13 protein-coding genes are annotated in these 16,664 nt (G+C 42.8%); all 13 read right to left on the minus strand.

Translation table 11 applies throughout. From position 1 onward, the window contains the following. Nucleotides 1-2 precede the first annotated feature (2 nt). Nucleotides 3-1,394: an RtcB family protein gene (locus tag GQF63_RS10880; protein WP_160369258.1), complete on the minus strand. Its 1,392-nt coding sequence runs from the start codon at nucleotides 1,392-1,394 to the stop codon at nucleotides 3-5. A 429-nt stretch (nucleotides 1,395-1,823) separates the two neighbouring features. Further along, on the minus strand, nucleotides 1,824-2,465 hold the full coding sequence (locus GQF63_RS10885) for a hypothetical protein (protein WP_160369259.1): 642 nt from the start codon (nucleotides 2,463-2,465) through the stop codon (nucleotides 1,824-1,826). Between the two features lie 568 nt (nucleotides 2,466-3,033). Continuing rightward, complete coding sequence (locus GQF63_RS10890) at nucleotides 3,034-3,480, minus strand: hypothetical protein (protein WP_160369260.1); 447 nt, start codon at nucleotides 3,478-3,480, stop codon at nucleotides 3,034-3,036. 144 nt (nucleotides 3,481-3,624) lie between these two features. Continuing rightward, nucleotides 3,625-5,658 carry an LVIVD repeat-containing protein gene (locus GQF63_RS10895; protein WP_212592545.1) on the minus strand — a complete coding sequence of 678 codons (2,034 nt, stop codon included), beginning with the start codon at nucleotides 5,656-5,658 and terminating at the stop codon, nucleotides 3,625-3,627. 28 nt (nucleotides 5,659-5,686) lie between these two features. Further along, entirely contained in the window at nucleotides 5,687-6,994 is a 1,308-nt protein-coding gene (locus tag GQF63_RS10900) for a glycosyltransferase family 2 protein (protein ID WP_160369262.1), read from the minus strand. Nucleotides 6,995-6,997: 3 nt separating this feature from the next. Next, the gene (locus GQF63_RS10905) at nucleotides 6,998-7,996 is read right to left on the minus strand and encodes a TackOD1 domain-containing metal-binding protein (RefSeq protein WP_160369263.1); all 999 of its coding nucleotides are present in this window, start codon (nucleotides 7,994-7,996) and stop codon (nucleotides 6,998-7,000) included. Then, on the minus strand, nucleotides 7,993-9,030 hold the full coding sequence (locus GQF63_RS10910) for an HlyD family secretion protein (protein WP_160369264.1): 1,038 nt from the start codon (nucleotides 9,028-9,030) through the stop codon (nucleotides 7,993-7,995). The genes GQF63_RS10905 and GQF63_RS10910 overlap by 4 nt, the downstream gene beginning before the upstream one ends. A 41-nt stretch (nucleotides 9,031-9,071) precedes the next feature. Then, the gene (locus GQF63_RS10915; RefSeq protein WP_160369265.1) at nucleotides 9,072-10,391 is read right to left on the minus strand and encodes a hypothetical protein; all 1,320 of its coding nucleotides are present in this window, start codon (nucleotides 10,389-10,391) and stop codon (nucleotides 9,072-9,074) included. Nucleotides 10,392-10,622: 231 nt separating this feature from the next. Beyond that, a complete protein-coding gene (locus tag GQF63_RS10920) occupies nucleotides 10,623-11,432 on the minus strand; it encodes a hypothetical protein (protein WP_160369266.1) in 810 nt (269 codons plus the stop codon). A gap of 22 nt (nucleotides 11,433-11,454) precedes the next feature. Further along, nucleotides 11,455-12,102: a response regulator transcription factor gene (locus GQF63_RS10925; RefSeq protein ID WP_160369267.1), complete on the minus strand. Its 648-nt coding sequence runs from the start codon at nucleotides 12,100-12,102 to the stop codon at nucleotides 11,455-11,457. 9 nt (nucleotides 12,103-12,111) lie between these two features. Beyond that, the gene (locus GQF63_RS10930; protein ID WP_160369268.1) at nucleotides 12,112-12,942 is read right to left on the minus strand and encodes a hypothetical protein; all 831 of its coding nucleotides are present in this window, start codon (nucleotides 12,940-12,942) and stop codon (nucleotides 12,112-12,114) included. A gap of 235 nt (nucleotides 12,943-13,177) precedes the next feature. Next, the gene (locus GQF63_RS10935; RefSeq protein WP_160369269.1) at nucleotides 13,178-16,186 is read right to left on the minus strand and encodes a sensor histidine kinase; all 3,009 of its coding nucleotides are present in this window, start codon (nucleotides 16,184-16,186) and stop codon (nucleotides 13,178-13,180) included. Nucleotides 16,187-16,375: 189 nt separating this feature from the next. Further along, complete coding sequence (locus GQF63_RS10940; RefSeq protein WP_160369270.1) at nucleotides 16,376-16,624, minus strand: DUF7218 family protein; 249 nt, start codon at nucleotides 16,622-16,624, stop codon at nucleotides 16,376-16,378. Nucleotides 16,625-16,664: the final 40 nt, after the last annotated feature.

Consider the following 16,664-nt stretch of genomic DNA (forward strand, 5'->3'; position numbering starts at 1 on the left):
TCCTATTTATCCATTCTAACAATCTTCGGCGAAAATACACCGATAACGCTTACTAACTCCTCTTGCAATTGCATCACCTTATGGATATCCTTATAGGCCATCGGCGCTTCATCCAACGTCCCTCCAATTAAAGTAATCCCGGCCTCTTGCAATGAATTTGACATCGCCGCGCGCGAAAGCTTCTCTTTACAAGCACCGCGAGACATCAGCCGACCCGCACCATGGGACGCCGATTGCAAGCTTAGCGGATTTCCTTTCCCCTCCACCAGGAAGCCTGGCGAAGCCATAGAGCCCGGAATAATACCCAAAGTTCCTGCTGATGCTGGCGTTGCCCCTTTTCGATGCACAATACATTCCTCCCCTGAGACAAGTTCCTTCCAAGCGAGGTTATGGTGGTTCTCGATGTTGGCCAATACCCTTGTTCCTAAGGCTTTGGCAATCCGACGATGGATATCGTCATGGCAAGCCTTCGCATAATCAGCTACCAAGTTCATCGCCAACCAATACTCTTGCCCATCATGGGTATCCAAATCGAGCCAGGCTAATTGTTGCACCTGCTTAGGCAGCGGACATTGCTTTTGAGCCAAGTAGGAATAATGCTTGGCAACTTGAGCACCCAAGCCACGCGAGCCACTATGCGAAAGCAAGGCCAGGTATTCCCCTTTGCCCAACTGCAGATCGGGCCGATCGGCTAATAGCTGAACGCTGCCAAATTCCACAAAATGATTTCCAGATCCAGAAGAGCCCAATTGCTTGTAGGCCTTGGCGCGCAAGGATTTCAAAAGTGGCAAATCGCGAAAGCGAGGATCATCCAATACCGCATGCTCCGCCTTTGTTTTCTGTACTTCATAGGGCCCAAAAGCGGTATGCTCTTTTAAAATATTGCGCAGCTGAAAGTCCTTCCCTTTCATAAAGCTAGCCGGCAAATCAAAAACCGACAAACTCATCCGGCAGCCAATATCAACGCCTACGGCATAAGGAATGACTGCATTGTTGGTCGCCAAAACGCCACCAATCGGCAGGCCATAACCGGCATGCGCATCCGGCATTAACGCCCCCTGCACGGCAATAGGCAACTTCAAGGCATCATAAAGCTGCCGTTTCGCTTGTTCATCAATTTCATTTTCACCAAAAATGGTAAATGGAACGCGCTGAGCCAACAGTTGTTGCATCCTGACTTCCACCGGCTTGATTAATCCCTCAGCCAATTTCCCCCAGGTACCATGCCCCATAAATTGCTCCGGATGTACTAACACCTCCTTCGCCTCCATTAAGATTCGTTCCTTTTTATCGCGCTTCCGATAGCGCGCAATTTGCCCTAAGGCAATATTGATAGCATTTGTTTGCGGAAAGCCTAATTTTATTAAGTCCTTCCCAGAAAGTTTACTTCCCATGATCTATTTGTTAACATCATAAAAAACTGCCCCTCGGGTTATTTCAACCCTAGAGGTAGTACAAATTGATTCGGGCTCTTCGTTTTCCAAGAAGGGCTTATTTGGCAATCTGCCAACACAGCTTAAAAAAGGGAATAACAGACAAAAGCCCGAATGTGCTTCGGGCTTTTATTCATATAACGTATGGTAAATTACGAAAGGAATAAAGCACGAAGGATCGCTCCAGCAAATCCATTTGCTGTAAAAGCTAGCGTAGTGAAATCAGATTCAAACATCTCTTCGTCTTTTTAAAGGGTTAAAAAATTATTTATCGCTGCAAATGTATAAATAAAATGCTGATAACAAAAAAATCGATAACATTTTGTGAATCAACAAATCAGCACATCGTGCTTAGTACAACCTTGCCTAGGTTGCTAAAATAAGGCCTGCCTAATAAAAGAATTGATCTACGAAAAACCAAAGAATATCCTTATCACTTCCTAATTTCCGTTGCAAGCGCGACCAGGTTTTTGGCGCAAATTCTAGCTTATTGCCAAAGCTATCTTCATAAGACCATTTGTTAAAAATATCTTTATCCAACCAGGCTTTATCGCCGTTTTCTTCGTATTCCCAAAAATCGAATATATTCTTTTTAATACTCGCCTTGCCACCGGTATTTATATCGGTATAATATTCATTACCGAAGATATCTACCCCCGATTCCGTTGCCTTGCCTTGATTATCCTTTACTATTTCCTTCCCAAAAATATCAATGCTATAGCTAATTTGATAGCCTTGGTTTCGCCGATGCTGGTAAATCAATTGCTGAAACAAATGCGTCTGTTTTTTACGGTCTTGCTGTATGCCTGGAAAATACTTATCCAAGTACCTACTTTCATAAGTCTCTTTGTTATTCCTGGAGTCGCTAAACAGTAGATCATTGAAAATATTACGCTCCAATTTCGCCTCATAGGAACGGTCGGGACGGCTATAAACTAAGTTCCCGAAAAAATCGGGTTCTATTTGACCAGATTGCGCTGTCGCAAACTGAAAAAACAGCATGGAAAGGAGTAATAAGGCTAATTTTTGCATGATTTGAGTTTATTGGTTAGAACTGAGGTATGGGTAAAAAGTTTAATTCAAACAAAAATATAAATAGGGTGATTTTAGTGGAAAGATGATGGGTAGTTCGGGTGTGCTTGTACTTTGAAACTTGAGGTAGCAAACGTTCGCCCTTTAGCTTCGCTATCAATGAAATATTTATGTAAACCGTTGGTAAAAAATGCTTTAGGCATTCTTGATTGTATTGACGTACCAGTCGTTCGACTCCGCTCACGATGACAAATCGATGACAAATCGATGACAGCACGACGACAAATACAATGGCAATACCATGACAGCTCACTTTGACGGCAGGTCTAAATACTAACTACTAAATACTAACTACTAAATACTAACTACTCCGACCTCCCCATCCTCACCCCTTTCTCACCCCTTTCTCACCCGTATCAATCCCCTTTGCAGTGGGCTGTGAAAGGAGTGTGTAAAAGAGTAGAAATGCCTTAAAGAAATGGCAAAGCAAAAGCAATAGTAAGCAATTTCTGCTTCGATAGCTGCTTTACTTAAATAGAAGTTTGATAATAAATAAAAGCTTGTAAACTTACTCCGTTTGAATGCGGTCGAAGTAGGTTTTTAGGAGGCGAATCAGGCCATCGTAATATGCTGTTTCATGCACGACACCTTCATCTTTGAAGGTTTTTCTAAAATCACCAACGTCATTTGTGCTTTGCTGGGTTTCCAGGTTAATTTGGAAGTCGATGCGTTGTTCATTGGTTTTTTCAGAATGCAGAAAGAGATTGATATACAAGCGTCTTTCGCGGGCTAGAATACCTTTACCTTTGCTGATGTATTTCCATTGCTGGAAGCCTACTTCCGGGTTTAACGAAGTAATAAAGTAATCGTTCTCCTGGGCAAATTTAAGTAACTGCTTATAGGTTTCCTCTTTGTCCATGTTCATGACCATCATTGATTTGGCCGAATGGCTTTGGGCGGTAACTAAGGAAGAATTGAACAATAGAAATAGGGCAAATAGGAAATATCGTCTCATAAGGATCATCATTAATTTAGCGAAAAATAAGCCGGACTTGCAGACCGTGGGTATAAGGTAAAGTTAGCAATTCAAGAGGGCAAAAAAAAGACTGAGAGCCGAATGCGGGCCCCCAGTCCAAAATCAACCTATAAATTGGTTTGGTTAGTTGATTTTAATGATATTTAAACCATCCCTACCGGTCGCAACGAAAAGGATATTATTTTTTGCAACGACAAAGTTGCTGGATTCGGCTAGCTTGAAGGAGCCAACTACATTGAAGGAGTACTTATTTAAAACAATAACACCGTCGTTACCATTTGCCAGGTATACATAGCAATCGTCTACCGCTACGGCATTGGTTAATCCGCCCGCTTTAAATACTTTAGAACCATTTACGCGGTAATCTTTTGGCACGAAAGTATTCATCTCAGCACCATCGCTCAGGCGAATTTTAGCAACGCCACGATCACTTAATGCGAGGTATGCATATTCCTTATCCAAAGCCATGGTGTTTTTACCTTCCATCGTCACTTGCTTCAAGTTAGGATAGCGCTTTTCAATAGACCCAGAACCATCAAGTTTTGCAATACGCAAATACGCTTGCTCAGATTCTACAGCAAAAAAGGCTTGGTACAAATCGTTTTTAGCGACGTATTTTGCACGACCATTGATGGCAATTTGATCTAATACTTCATAGGCGTTTAATACGTTCAAGCCTAATAGACCTCCTTGGTTACCACTGCTAACCACCCATAACTTGTCGTTCAATAAAACACTATTCTTAGCGGAAGTTCCAGGTAAACTACGTTGAGAAATCTGGCTTAGATCTGTTACGGCCATTGCCCCAGCTTGAATAGGTGCATTAACCAATTTCGCACCAGATTTAGCCTGTCCGGTAGCAAATAATTTATCTGTACTTACCTCAATACCGTTAAATTCAACGGTTTTAAAGGTAGCCTGATTAAGAAGAACTGGTGCCGTACGGTCTTTTAAATCAACAATATTGATGGCTCCATAAGGAAGATCTCCGTATAGCGAATCATTGGTATGGTAAGAGATATAAGCCATATCTTCTGCAATACGAACGTCAGTTGCACTTAAACTTACATTTTCAATTTTAGGACTACTTAACTTCCCTACCATTGTAAGCGTTAATTTCTCATCCAAACAAACACTTGCGCCTAATGCAGGGGTACAACCGTTGGCTGGGATATAGACATTTTGATTTTTCGTTACCTCATTGGCTTTGAATTTAGCTGCAATAGCATCTTGGTCCGCTTGAGAAACTCCTGTAAAATTAACGTCTAACAAATCGGTAAATAAGTTACCTCCGTTTAAATTACCGCGGGTAATATTTTTAAAATCCAAACGAGCGAAGGCGTTTGTTCCACCTTGGATTTTTCCGTTGATATCAATACGGCCTCCTGTTACTTCCATGTACGATTGATCCATATTGATGATGCTGGCACTGCTGTTCATGCTTATTCCATTTTGGAATTGCAAGTGGCTGTAGTTGCTAATGCTGGAATTGATACTGTTTGTTCCGGCAAAAACTACCATACAGTAGTTGTTGAATTTACCGCCAGAATTTAAATTCTCATGGCCTAGGAAGGTTACCTGGTTGTAGTTGTTCCATTCCCCTTGGATAGATCCTGCTTTTAATTCAATAGCACCGTAGTTGTTAATGGTACATGCAGCATCGTTTACATTGAAGGAGTTTGGCGCAAAAGTAGCACCTGGCCCTACTTCTAATAATCCATTGCCTTGTAAATTCACATTTCCGTTAAAAGTACCCAAGACAATAATCTTTCCTTGGCCATAATTAAAGTTAATGGTTCCCGAGAAGGTTTTTCCTTTAGCCACCACGTAGATCGGGTTTTTGCTATCCAAGGTTACCGTTTGGTTGCCTTCAATCGTTGGTCCTGTTGCCGAAGGTTGGTAATCGGCAATGGCCTTTTTGGCCATGGCTGTAGCCTTAAAACCGCTTTGGCTTGCTGCCGGTCTAACAAAGCTGATGGCTTGGTTCAAGCTGTTCATTTGCTTGGCCAAAGCCCCTTTGTCATAGCTAATACTGGTTGTTCCATCGCTCAGGTTCATCCCGGCAGGTCCATCCGCCTGGCGAACGTCCTTCGAACAACTTGCTAATAATGCCATACTCAGTGCGATGGCGCTTACATTTTTGTACTGTTTATACATTTTTATCTAGTTAATAATGTTTGCTGTTTTACATGCCATATTCCCGAGCTTTTTTCGAGGTCTTTACTGGATTCCACACATCCTTATACGACTCGAAGAAAAAGAGCTCGCCCACATAGGCCATGGTTCTTACCATCCGCATATAATAACCCATGTAAAGGGGCATAAGCGGGATATAGATAAACTTCTTTAATAAATCCTGGGGGCTATTCACCACAAATAAGGCCATGATGAACTGAACCAGGGATAGCAATAGGTAAACGGTATACTTGAAGGGAAACCAAAACCATAAAAATTGAGGCTCCACGACAGCAATTTTTACCGTATAAAAAATCCACATAAAATCGAGCACGAAACCAAAGAATACATTCTCGAAAAAGGCCAGTAGATTCGATAGGGAAAAGTTCCGATCGGGAAACCAGACATCCTTATGTTTGCGGATTCTGAACCGCACTAAGGATCGTGACCAGCGTCTGCGCTGCTTGGTCAAGGCCTTCCAAGTGACTGGCACATGGGTTAGGCAAAGGGCATTTTCTTCAAATAACACCTTATAGCGAAGTTTCCGGATTTTAACCGTGATATCACCATCCAGGCCCGGGCCAATATCCCAGCCGCCTAAACGCATTAATAATTGCTTGGGGAAGGCGCCAAAAGCACCTGATACTATTTTATACAAGCCAAGCTTAGAAACCACCATGCGGCCTACGCTTATGGTTTGAATGTATTCCAGGAACTGCATCGTGGTGGTTAGGGAATCGTTTTCATTGCGGACAACGAGATTACCTCCAACAGCGCCTACTTTATCGTATCGATAAAAAGGAGTCAACACCTGTTCAAGGGCATCGGGTGCTAAAGAAGAATCGGCATCTAGGTGCACGATGTATTTGCCTTTGGCATAGCGCAGCCCCATATTGGCCGCCGAGGCCTTACCACCGCGTTGTTCGCCGCGCAAGAATAAATCAATATCTCCCTTTTTCTCCAGCGACTTCCCGATAATAGGCGTCTCATCTGTAGAGCCATCATCCACCACAATAAGCTCGAAATTTTTATAGGATTGCCTTTGAAGCGATTTTACTAATCGCGACAGATGCTTTCCTTCATTATGGCCAGGCACCAAAACCGTCACCAAGGGCATCTCTGCAAAAAGTTTCTCCCGGGCTTCTTCCCATTTTTCACGCGTCAGAATCCGGCGTGTTCTACTATATATCAGAATCAATGCTTCCAGAACCACATAGCGCGGCAGGTCTAACAAAAAGATAAACCAGGCCCATTTCCATAAGGTCTGAAAATCGACATGTGCTATTGTATATAAGTATTGGTTCCAGAAATTATCCATTCCTTAGCTATTTACCTCTGTTTTTATACCATGCGCTCCATATACGTAGCGTTGAATGCCTCGCTCGGCCAAGGCATATTCATACACCTTCTTCACGACCAACTCATAGGGATCATGTTCTTTCCCGCAGTCTACACAGCAAACCCGAATCGGCGCTTCCTGAAATTTATGATTGCACTGCTGATTTTTACAGATGAATACTTTCCCGGGTTTATCATAATCAACACCTAAATTGCGTAGCGCTGTTGAGCATTTCGGGCATACCATATTATCGTGAAGCATAAAATCAGACTCCGGACCTACGTAGGCGCAACGGAAGTGATGCACTAAAGGCATGGCCTTGAGGTTATGGTTTTTGCATTTCGGGCAGATCTCGTGGTAATTCAGAAAACCCGAGTTACAGTCGCTACACAAATGTTGTGTATCGTGATATGTACGTACGAGGAAGCCCTCTTCGGCTGCTTTTTTCAGAATTAAACGCGAATTCATATACGCGTCTTTGATATTAAAGAAAAAAGAATCAATTCGTGGATAAGCATATCCTGTTAAAGATTGATGCGATCGCAGCGGTATAATAGCACTCCCGCGAGTATAGGCCAGGTCAAAAATATATTGCAACACCCGTTCATGCTGATCCATACCCGGCAAAACCGGATTTAAAAAGCGGTTGAGGTAATAATGGACCTGATCGATCAAAGTGGCTAATTTTAAAGGACTCATTGCCTCGAAATAACCATCTGAAAGACGCCCAATGATGGCAGCATCAACCCCTAAAAACGGTCGAATACTATCCTCCAATAAAATAGGTTTTAAGTAAACGCGTCGATCATTAGAACGCAGCACCTGACGTAAGAACTTTTTAACCTTGCTGCCTTGGGTGCTATTCACCAACCATACATCGCCCATATCTCCAGCGGGGAGCATATCAGCATCAATAAAGTCATTAAGCAAGAGAAACTGCTTGCCATTGATTTGTTCAATTTTTGGCTGTATTTGCATCATAGATTTACCCTTCCTTTTCTAATTTTCACCGGCATGTTACTGGCTCTTAAATCGCCCCAGGCTCCTTCCTCTAAAGGCTTTACCTCCACCACCACACCGTATTTTTCTTGATCTAGGGCGTTGAACAGAATGCGTTCTTTATCTTCACCCACGGTATACATTTTAGTGATATGCCCTTGCAACTTGCGGTTGCCATAAGGCAGCATTACCATGACCTCATCCCCTACCTTAAAGCGTTCCAGGTCGGCAAAATCAATATAGGCGCGAACCGTATAGCTGGAATCGACAATGGAGGTAATGATCTCCTGCTTATAGGCCACATCTTGTTGACGAATGCGGATCCGATCTACCAATCCCGATTTCGGAGATACATAAACCTGGGGTTTCACCTGAATGCCCGCCTTGGAAAGGGCAAGTTGATGGCCCTGCCCTGCCAAGCGTTGCAATTGCGCTAACTCGCCCTGTAGGGCTTGCATTTCTGCTTGGTAGGCATTTACCTGAAATTGGATATCGTCTATGGTTCGTTCGATTGTGCTTAATTCTCCTGTTTGCAACACCCCGAGGTAAACCAAGTCCTGTTTTCGTATAAATTCCTGTTGCCAATATTGCAGTCGTTTTTGTGCTTCCTTGCGCAGCAGTTTCCGCTTAATCAGCTGACCTTGTACCGCAATCAGGTTTCCGGCATTGCCATTCGCCTTCATTTCCACTTCCAAGGAGTCGCGGGTTTGCCCTTGATTGTCTAGGCGATATTCTTCATAGAAAAACAAGGTGTCACCGGCTTTCACGGAAGCTCCTTCCTTGGTTTCTATAGACAATAAGCGGATATCCTGCATGAATTTCACATCGAACTGATCGCTGTAAAGCACACCATCGGCCGAGAAAAAAATCCAGGGCCAGGTAATGTATTTTAAAAAGGATAATAGCAACACAGCCAATACCGACAAGTAGAGCCAACGATCCCATCTTGCTTTCTTTTTGGGTTCGGCCACTACGGGTTCAAAAGACTCCATCGGCTGGTTATAAGATATTTTCATATTTCAAAGGATAAGCCTCTGCAAGCAGGCCTATTTCCGTTTTAACTGTTAATAAAATTGGCACTTACATAAGTATCGATAAGCTGTTGGCGCGCATCGCTCATCTCCAGCAGTTTCAATACATAATGGTCGAGCATTTCAATAAATTTCAGGGGGCTTTTTGCTTCCCCAGCTTTTGCAGGTTTCACTAATTCTTCCTGCAGGTTAAAAGCAAGCAACCTTATTTCGGCCGCTAGCATCTGCTTCTTTTGCTGGGCCAACAGTACCTTTCGCTTCCACTCCACTTGCTGCCAGGATTCCTGTAAATGCTGTTCCTCAAAATGGCGGAGCTCCTCTTGTTGCAAAATCTGAAAGCGCTGTTTGGCGATACTTTCTCCAAATTTCAAAGGCACCGATAAGCTGGCTCCGATACTGGCAAAACTGCGATCGCCGGTCTCCACACCGTTGTAATAATTATAACGCAACTTCACCCGCAGGCTCATCCGGTCAGCATTTGATTTGGATTTCACTTCCTGATCAAAGGCTTGCTTACGGATCAATAAATCTCGTTGCTGATCGATATAACTGGAATCCGCCTGCAATAAAGTGGAGAAATCAAGCAAATCTGTGTTACTTATTTGTTGATAGGCCTGCAATTGAGGAAACTGATAGCTTTGGAAAAAACCTTGCAAAGATTCTTGCCAATACCGGGTTTGGGCCAAAGCAGTCTCTGCAGCTAGCTGCTCGGCCTGGCTGATTAATTGCTGCTGGTATAGGGTCTTCTTAAAGTTGGCTTGTAGGCTGCGTAATTGCAACAGCTTATCGACAAGATTTAAGCGTTGCGCATCAAACAGAATTTGAAGGGCTAATTTCTGCTGTTTCAAATTAGGAATACGCTGTTCCTGTTGTTTCGCTGCTTGCAATAATTGCAGTTCGGTACGCAGGTTTTTCTCATCTTCCAGGCGTTTTTTCAAACTTCCCTCACCGAGCACTGCCCAATCGAGCCCGGTTGCTAAACGGGTTTGGAAATAAAGGTCTTCCTGCTCGGCAATGCCGGGTTTAAAGTTATGTGTGGCATCGCTCACCCATTTCAATCCGATATCGCCGGTTGGTTTCAGGGTCGCTATTGCATAGGATTTGTCAACATCAGTTGCCCCTTCAAAAAGGTTTTGATCTCGCAAGAATGCTTTTAGCAATTCGATATCCAGTGGGCTTTCTTCCTGTTGTTTTAGCTGCTTCCACATACCTTCACTAAAGGCATAGGCTTCCTGCAGCTGCCCTTTCGCGGCTTGTAATTTGGGACTCGCCTCTTGCTGTTGGCCTAATAAAGGAAAAGCAGCAAAGAGATTAATCCCGAACAGGAAGTAAACAAAGCATTTCATGGTAGGATGCGTGAGATAATAAAAAGTGTGATTTTACTAATATGTGAAGAGCTACCTAAAAATCAAAAATAGGGCAACTCCACTGTTCTATTAATTAAATATTGTAATAATACAATACACAAAGATACAGTGGATACTTGCTTCTTTTCCCCACCCATAAAGGTGGTTTTTAACGGAAAACCGAAAAAAAAACTTGATTATAGGAAGAAGTAGATATGGCTTTTTCGCCCTCTAGGGGATATAAAACCCCTGATACAAGGTTTTTAGCTCATAGATTCCTGTTTTTAAAATGCCATGTTGCTGAAGGGTAGTTTGAACATCGGCAATTTGACCAACACTAGCATAATCAATCGTTCGCAATACCCATACAAAGTTATCTTGTAATTGCGCGCGCAGGTCCACCGTCCGTTGAATCAACTTCAAAACATTCGGGTTCTCATAGGCCATGATGTAGGCCGGAATGTTCAGCTGGGCCAATAAGATGGCCGTTGAAGCTTGGGTATGCATCGGGATGCTGATGTTTATGTCAATTTGCTGGTAGTTGCACCAAGTTTTGGTACTATCGATCAACTCGTTGAAGCGATTGGTATACAGGTTTAAATTGTCTTTATAATCTGACAAGGCATGAGGTTCTACATCTAGGTGAACACCCGTATAACCTACGGCTTTCAGGTTTATCAATTTCTTCTTTAGATCTTGAAAACCATTATCTTTTTGCACATAACTATTCTCACCAATGAGGCGATATATACGAATCCCATTGGCTTTCATCAAGGCAATAAAGCTGCGGATTTTGTCTGAATCTTCAGCACCGGGCGAAAGGAATACTTCCTCGATTTGAAACAGATGTAGCTGCGCCAATAAGTCTTCATTGCTTGTTGCTTTGAAATATGCAGACCATATGTAGGTGCTTTTAAAGGTTAAGCCTTGTTGTTGCATGCGAGCAGAAACCGCTACTTGGGGCACATGCGCCATCAATGTAAATGGTGCCAAGAAACAGGCTAACAAAAAGAATAAAATTGGAGTAGACAATGATTTCATAGGGGAAATGGAAATGCTAAAGTTATTTATATTTTAATATGAGTTCAGATCGGCTATTGACTTCTAGCTTTTTATAAATATTACGGATATGAAATTTTACGGTATCCACACTAACAAATAATTTAGCAGCCACATCTTTGTAGGTTGCCCCTTCCTGCAGCATAGATACAATTTCAATCTCCCGCGGGGTCAGTTGTTCTGCTTTATCGTATTTTGACTTGGTTTGCACCGGGTTAAAATGATCAAAAACCAAGCGTGCGACCTGTGGGCTCATCACAGAGCCTCCTTTCATCACTTCCAACAACTGTTCTTCAATTTGAGCCAAGGGTGTACTTTTCAATAGGTAGCCCGAAGCACCCGCACATAAAGCCTGGAAAACATTGTCCCGGTTATCAAAAACGGTAAACATCACCACCTGTGTTTCCGGCCTCCGGCGCTTGACATACCAGGTGAGTTCGATTCCTGTTTTGCCAGGAAGGCCAATATCGCTCAGCACAATATCAAGGTTTTGGCTTTTCCAGGTTTCAGTAAATTCCTCAAAGGAAGAACAAACGATCTCCAGATCAAAATGTTCCGAATATTCAAAAAAGGAACGGATTGATTCCAACACGGGAATCCGGTCTTCAATGACGGCAAGTTTAAAAGGGGCTTGAATAGACTGTTCTTTCATATCAGGGGTTTAGGATGGGTTGATTGCATTGATTTTCACGTTATTTTGACGAATAATAAAAATACTACTGAACAACATCCACAAACTAAAGCCAAAGAAATAGCTGCTAAACCAAATCATTTGATTTAAATCTTGAAGTATAAAATTCGCCTGCAGCTGATTGGACATTAAACTTAAGATGACACTAGACTGCATCAAAATGTGAATGGTGTAAAATATGGTAAAACTCATGACATAAGGCTTGTAAAAACCCGGTACATTAGAATTGTTTTTATCGAAAAGATAAACCAATCGCCATTGCGCGGTGAGGTAAATAAAAGCAAGGCCCGTTTTGATGATATAATGCCATTTCTGCGGAATAAAACCATAGGAATGCGTGTAACTGACTCTAAAATCTTGAATAACCGCATCGATTAATTGTAGCTTATCAGGCCTACTGGCCAAGGCATAAGGCAAAATATCGATCAATCCGAAGATGAAGGGCAATAAATGAAGCCATAACAAGCGGGGTTTTAATGAACCCTGTGGAAATAGACTATACAGGGTGAAGAAATAAGCTGCAGGGGCCAGTAAATAGTAAAGAGGAATGCCTTTGTTATATAATTCCGGCAGCTTACGGATCTGCCCACTATACAGCAGCACATAGACCAGCACTGTCCAAAAGAATACGCCAATGACCACGCATAAATACCCTTCTATTTGCCGCCTACTTCCACGCAAATAAATTAAGCGCAGCATCACGGCAAGCAGCATAAACAGCAAGGCCAGTAGCGCAAGAAATACAGCAGTATCATAAAGACCTTGTACGGGCTGCAAGGCAGCCATAAAAATTTCACCCATAGTGTTAATCATACGGTTAGGATTGTTCGACCAAATTGGAAGGGGAATCGTGCGATTATACCTTCATTATCTTTTTTTCTATAACAAAAATCCTAGGATTTTCCCGGAAATCCAGTGTCGTGCATCATCCTAAAATGAAAGTTTAACCACATATTTTATGCTTAAACACCCTGTTTCGTCACTATTTTTTATGCATACGCTTACATTTTTTTGTAATTATTTTATGTCCAATACCTTAACTATCCATGCTTAACTTCCCCAATTGCAGACGGCGCCAGAAGCTTTTTGCCGCCACCCAACGAACTTCCACCTCAAAGACCGAGGCTTGGTTGCTATACTGAAATGTGGCGCCAATTTGTTTGGCGCGCAATTGCATATTCTTTAAGCCATAACTCCGCCGTTTTATCCCCTCTTGCTCTTGTTGCTGTGGCACCTCATTTTTCACCACTAAACAGATAGCACTGTCGGTTGACCGAAACCGGATATAAACCGTTGAAGGGGCAGCATGCTTGCAAATATTATGTAAAGCCTCTTTGTAAATGAGGTATAAATTCTGGCGAACCAAGGTAGACAGGGTGCCTGGCGATTTAATGCGGATATCAAATTGCACCTGAAAGCCTGCAGGAATCAATAACTGACTTGCTAAATAGCGCATTCTATGCTCCAGGCTAGTTAAATTGCTATTCCCCGGATCTACCGTCCAGATAATATCGTCCATCACTTGAATGGCTTCCCGACTGTAGGAGGCAATGGTTTCTACGGCATGTTCCTGCCGGGGTGCTAAACTGCTATGGCGTACTAAGTCGGACTGCATGGAAATTCCCGTTAATAATCCGCCAACCTCATCGTGCAGATCGGCCGATATTTTCCTACGCAAGGCCCTATCGTTTTTTACCCGGCGTCCATTCTCGAATAAGACTAATAGCACGGTTGTCCCGATAAAACATAACAAGAGGAGGTAAAACATCGGAGTTTCTATAAACTCCGGTTTTTTATAGATCACCCATTGCCGTGTAAACTCTTCTTTGGAGTGCGTAAGCATTGCTTTTACCTCCACGGTATACTCCCCCGCCGGCAAGCCTGTAAGGTTGATTTGGGAGAGCTCTGGCATTTCCTGAAACTCCTCCATCAAGGGACTCACTTTAAAATATAACTGGTATAACTGTCGATATTGGTTTGGTTTTGCAAAGTCCATCGTCAATACGGCCACATCACTCGGCAAGGATATGGTATCCTTCAATTGATATTGCCCATAGCCATCGGAGTGGGTATTTGCCTTTTGCCCCAAATGAATGCCCGTCAGCAAGGGCTGAACAGTTTGTGACGCTTCGGTTTTCTCTAACAAACTGTTCGGATCGAAATATACATAGCCATTTACACCGCCCATAAAAAGTAGCTGTTGGGTTTCATCCCAATAGCTTGCGGCATGGTTAAATTCTTCAAAAGGCAAGCCATCGGTATGGAAAAAATGCTGCATTTTATGATTGGAGTACACTGATAAGCCCTTGTAAGTCCCTAAAAACAAATGGTCTTTATACCATTTCATTTGGTAAATGATATTACTTCCTAAGCCCTCCTCTTCGGTATACAGCTGTTGGATTTGCCCTTTCAGATCTTGAATAACCAGCCCACTCCCCTTCGTAGCGAGATAGATCGAATTGTCCTTGATGCTAAAATCATAGACTTGCATATCCTTATGGTCTTGGGGGAATAGTTTTTCACTGCGCCCCCGGGTATAGCGATAGAATCCTCGATCGCAGGCATAATACAATACCCCACGATGCATGGCCAACTGATACATCCGCATCCCTTTGGTAAAGAATTCTCCTTGCTGGTTTAGTAAGGGTTTGAGTTCGCCATTATCGCGCTCATAGCTCCATAATCCATTATAAGTACCCACCAATAGCTCCCGCTCTTTCGTGGGAATTACGCAAAATGCCAAACCCGAATACCAGGACTTATAGCGGGCCTGCATATGAATGGGGGCAGATTTTATTTTCCCTTTGATGAGATAGGCTAAGAAATCGCTTTCTAAAGCAACGATACTGGTATCCGGATGGATGGATAAAAAATCATAGTAATTATCGCTTCGGTTGCTCAAGTCTTCTTTCGGTTCCTCGCCAGGTTTCCAGGTTCTTAATAATCCATAGCCTCCAAAATAATAGGTATCGCCTTGTTTTTGCATCCCCCGCACCGAGCCTACATCCAAATGATTAAAAGGCTTAAAGGTTTTGAAAACACTCAACAATCCTTTTTCTGTCGCTAACAACCATTCCTTATCCCCCGGTTGTCTGGAATTTACCCGCCGCGAGAAAAACTCCGTACCGAAGAGGTGGTTCCCTTGCGATAAAAAATGAAAGTCCGTATCCCTGGAAAAAGCGCGGTACTTGCCGTTAGGTAAAAAGAAAAGAACCTTATCCTGATCTGGAAGCACCCAATGGCTCCAATTGACGACATGATCGAATGGTTTTTCGCTAATTTTAACCGGCTTGAAGGTCGAGCCATTATAGATGTAATAGCCTAGTTTATAATTTCGGATCAGCACCCCACCTTTGATGGCTATTAAATCATCCAGCCTTTTATGCATGCCTTCCGGGAAATTCTGAAAATTATAACGTCCGGTGTTAAGCTCATAATGATGCAGACGCCCTTTATGCGCATACCAGATATGTTGATCATCCAGCGAAATCAATTGATTTACAGGTTCGGAAAAGTTAATGTTAGATGGTATAAAATCGGCGAGCTTCTTTGCCTTTTTAGGCATCACCTCCCAAAGTTGAGTATGGTCGACAATCACAAAAAAGCGTTGCGCATTGCGGTATACAGTGATTTGTCGCTTATTCAGAAATACGCCTAAACCATCTACATCCGTTAAAAAGCTCCAGGAATGGGTATCGAATATATGCATTCCGGCGATGGTCTCGATCCAGATTCTTCCCCATGGATCGGCCTTGGCATGAATCGCCTCTGCAAAGGGCAATTCTTTCCCATAGAGCTTACTCAAGGGCAGCAGCCGTACCCCATCATAACGGTATACCTTTCCCCCGGATACCATCCAGAAGATGCCCAAGGGGTCCTTACTGGCACTGGAAATCATGGCATGGAATTTATCTACCCCATGTAATACCTCAACACATTTATACGATTGCGCGTATAAGCCTGCCGGCCAACAATGGAGCAGCAACAAACAAAGCACAGAAATAGTCAAGCGGAATCGAGGGTAGAATCGCTTTTTGAATTTCATAGAGATGGTTAAAAATCGGAGCAAAGATAATGGAATATGAATACCCTCCAAATTTCTTACCTCCGACTATTTATCATTTACAGAAAATGACAAATATTTAAGAATCGGGCAATTAACTCCTTGATATAAACAACTGCCTGATGATATCAAGGAGTTTCTTCCCGATATTTTTTTGGAGAAAAGCGAGAACTAATGCTGACGAATAGCATTGATTAATTCGGCTTTCGTCATTTTGGAGCGGCCCTTAATTCCGATGGTTTTCGCCTCCTCCATTAAGGATCCTTTATCTCTTTCATCCAATTTCTTGGAATTATGATCGATGGTTCCCGCCGCTTGGGCATTGGAAATACGAGCTGCCTTTTCATCGCTCATCCCTTCTTTCTTCAAGGCTTTGTAAGTATCCTCTTTTTTGATACTTGGGTTTTTAGACTGTGGCATGATATTATTCCTTTCCTTTATAAGGGGAACAGTTCAGGGA

The organism is Sphingobacterium humi (assembly GCF_009768885.1).
Taxonomy (GTDB): domain Bacteria; phylum Bacteroidota; class Bacteroidia; order Sphingobacteriales; family Sphingobacteriaceae; genus Sphingobacterium; species Sphingobacterium humi.